The following is a 2,591-nucleotide window of genomic DNA, read 5'->3' on the forward strand; positions in this document are numbered from 1 at the left end:
TAATTGGGACATAGCCTTTTATTACCAACCCAAGAGATATGGCAATCTGCAGAATTATGCTAGGAATGCATGATGATTAAATACTTACGTGTTTTATTTGGCGTACTTTTTATCGCTTATTGGTTGTTGGGCATGCATTTTTTTATGCACAACCCGGGAGGCGCAGGGCTGTATCTGCCCTTTAATGCGTGGGGATGGATCTTTGCGTCTTTGGCTATGGGGCTAGGACTGTGGCAGGTGACGTTACGTCAGCGTCTGGTATTTTCTCCATTACAAGCTGGTTTATGGGTAGGGGCGTTCTTGCTACTGCTCCCGATGCTCTATCCAGGTTTTGCACTCAAGGATTATGCTATTCCCCGATTGCTGGGACTTTTTGCTGGCCTACTGTTTTTGTTTGGACTCTATCAATGGCGTTTTGATAAGGCGCAGCGTGATCGCTTGCTCTATCTCATCCTGATTGCGATCGCGATGGAGGCAGTGCTGGGGCTGGTGCAGTTCTACCTGTTGACGCCAGGTAACTGGATTGGCTATGACACCAAGGCCAATCGCCCTTACGGGATCTTTCAACAGCCAAACGTGATGGCGACGTTTATGGCAACTGGCCTTGCCCTTGCTATCTGGCTGGAATTACGCCGAGAGGGTGGTCGATTGCTGATGGCGTTGCGCTATGGCGTCATTCTATCTGCGGCACTGCTGCTCGTTGTTTTGCAATCCCGAGTGGGGCAGTTAGGCGGCCTGCTAGCCCTGTTCTTACTGATGCCTCAGCTTTATCGACAGCGGCTGCTATGGCGGATATTGGGTCTGGTTATTTTGGCTGTAGCGATTGGCCTGTTATCACAATATTGGCTGGCTGGAGCAAAACGAGGATTAGAGATCTATCAGTCCGGTGGTATGCGCTCTATTTACTGGCCTTATGCGGTAAAACTTATTGCACAGGCTCCTTGGAGTGGGTGGGGATACGGCAGTTTTGAATCTGTTTTTCTCCATCACTACATGGCTGATAAAGCACTGAATCCGTCCATGGTGCAGATTGAGTACAATCTTGACCACCCCCACAACGAGTTTCTCTATTGGGCTGTTGAGGGCGGTATTGCACCCATGGTCGGCATGGTGATCATGGGGGGAGCATTATTATGGCGTCTGGCGGGTGTGCGTTGGGTAAATGCCATGGGACTGCTTGCTCTGGTTACACCGATATTGCTTCATACCCAGACGGAATACCCGTTATACCATGCGATCGTGTTGTGGTGGCTGTTGCTGACGCTGATTTATATCATCGATACCGAAATTGAGGAGACCAACCTGGCGAGTCAGGGTTTCTCATCATGGTGGGATATGGAATGCCGCCCATGGCTGTTACTGCGATTTATGGCGATCGCTATCCCGCTGCTGGTTGTTCCCTTTATGCTCACAGCAATTCACACAGCATGGGTAGTCACCAAGTACGAAAGAGGTGGGTATAAAGAGCCGACCTTGCTACTTGATATCATCAATCCCATGGCTTGGTTAACCCGAGTCGAGTTTGATGTGAACTCGGTTCGTCTGATGGTGGGTCTGCAGACAAACAACCAGACAGAACTGGCAGCTTATCTGGAGTGGGGGCGGGCATTCGTACGCCATACACCGCGTGCCAACATATACGCCAATATGGTGATCGCGCTTAATGCATTGGGCCGTAGGGAGGAAGCCAATGCGATGCGGGCAGAAGCGCTTAAGCTCTATCCAACCGAGCCCCTTTTAACTGGATCTGCTTCACAGGCTGTGATTACCGGTGTTGACCAATCAGGCAAGAATATAACCAAAAATAAATAGTGCTATTTGGATACATAGAAAGCCAGCCCATTAACAATGGCTGGCTTTTTTATTGCGTGCTTTCTGGATTACCAGCATATGAACAGTCTGTTTTCTGGTGTATACATCTGCCAAACGGACGCATACATTGAAATGTAACGCAGTGATTTCAACCTATTGATTAACATGTGATTTTATTGATGGCGTTGCATACATTGATGGTTAATTGGGACATGCCCATCGTCATCGGGCGAACGGGACGGGATCTAAATAACTGATCCCAATAGTGCTACACCTTCGCTGTGCCATAGCCATTCCCCGGGAAAGGAGACACGGTATCCATGAAGTGTTTCACTCGGGCCAGCAGGCTGGCCATTCCTCTACATTGATGATTGCGTGTGATGGTTTCATGTAACTTGTGCCACAGCCGTTCTATGTGATTAACCCAAGGGCTGTAAACTGGCTGGAACACCAAGCAGAACTTGGGGTTCTTCTTCAACCATCGCTCGGTCTGTTGGCTTTTGTGAATGATGTAGTTATCGAGGATCAGCGTGATGGTTTTGGCTCGTCGGTAGTGGCGACGCAGCTTTTCCAGCATGGCGATAAACAGGGATGAGTTTTTCTTTATCCCACTGACGTAAAGCACTCTTCCGTTGCCTGCATGGAGAACGCCTGCCAGGTAATGTTTCGCGTTCTGTCCCGGTGTGACAACCCGCTTTTGCTGCGCTCTGAACATCCAGTCGGCCCCTAATTTGGGATTGAGGTCTATATCGACTTCATCCTCATAAAACACCGGATTA

General features: G+C 49.1%; 2 protein-coding genes. One reads left to right on the forward strand and one right to left on the reverse strand.

Annotation, left to right across the window (positions count from 1 at the left end; translation table 11 throughout):
* Positions 1 to 72: 72 nt before the first annotated feature.
* Positions 73 to 1,812: a PglL family O-oligosaccharyltransferase gene (locus BN1115_RS03065; RefSeq protein ID WP_042656025.1), complete on the forward strand. Its 1,740-nt coding sequence runs from the start codon at positions 73 to 75 to the stop codon at positions 1,810 to 1,812.
* Between the two features lie 268 nt (positions 1,813 to 2,080).
* Here the strand turns inward: BN1115_RS03065 and BN1115_RS03070 are convergent.
* On the reverse strand, positions 2,081 to 2,591 hold a 511-nt coding region (locus BN1115_RS03070), incomplete at its 5' end, for an IS630 family transposase (protein ID WP_042656026.1).

This window comes from Aeromonas allosaccharophila (assembly GCF_000819685.1).
In the GTDB taxonomy this organism is placed as follows: Bacteria; Pseudomonadota; Gammaproteobacteria; order Enterobacterales; family Aeromonadaceae; genus Aeromonas; species Aeromonas allosaccharophila.

Bases quoted from the DNA above. Each gene is read 5' to 3' on its own strand.
- BN1115_RS03065 (WP_042656025.1), top strand. From the start codon at position 73: ATGATTAAATACTTACGTGTTTTATTTGGCGTACTTTTTATCGCTTAT.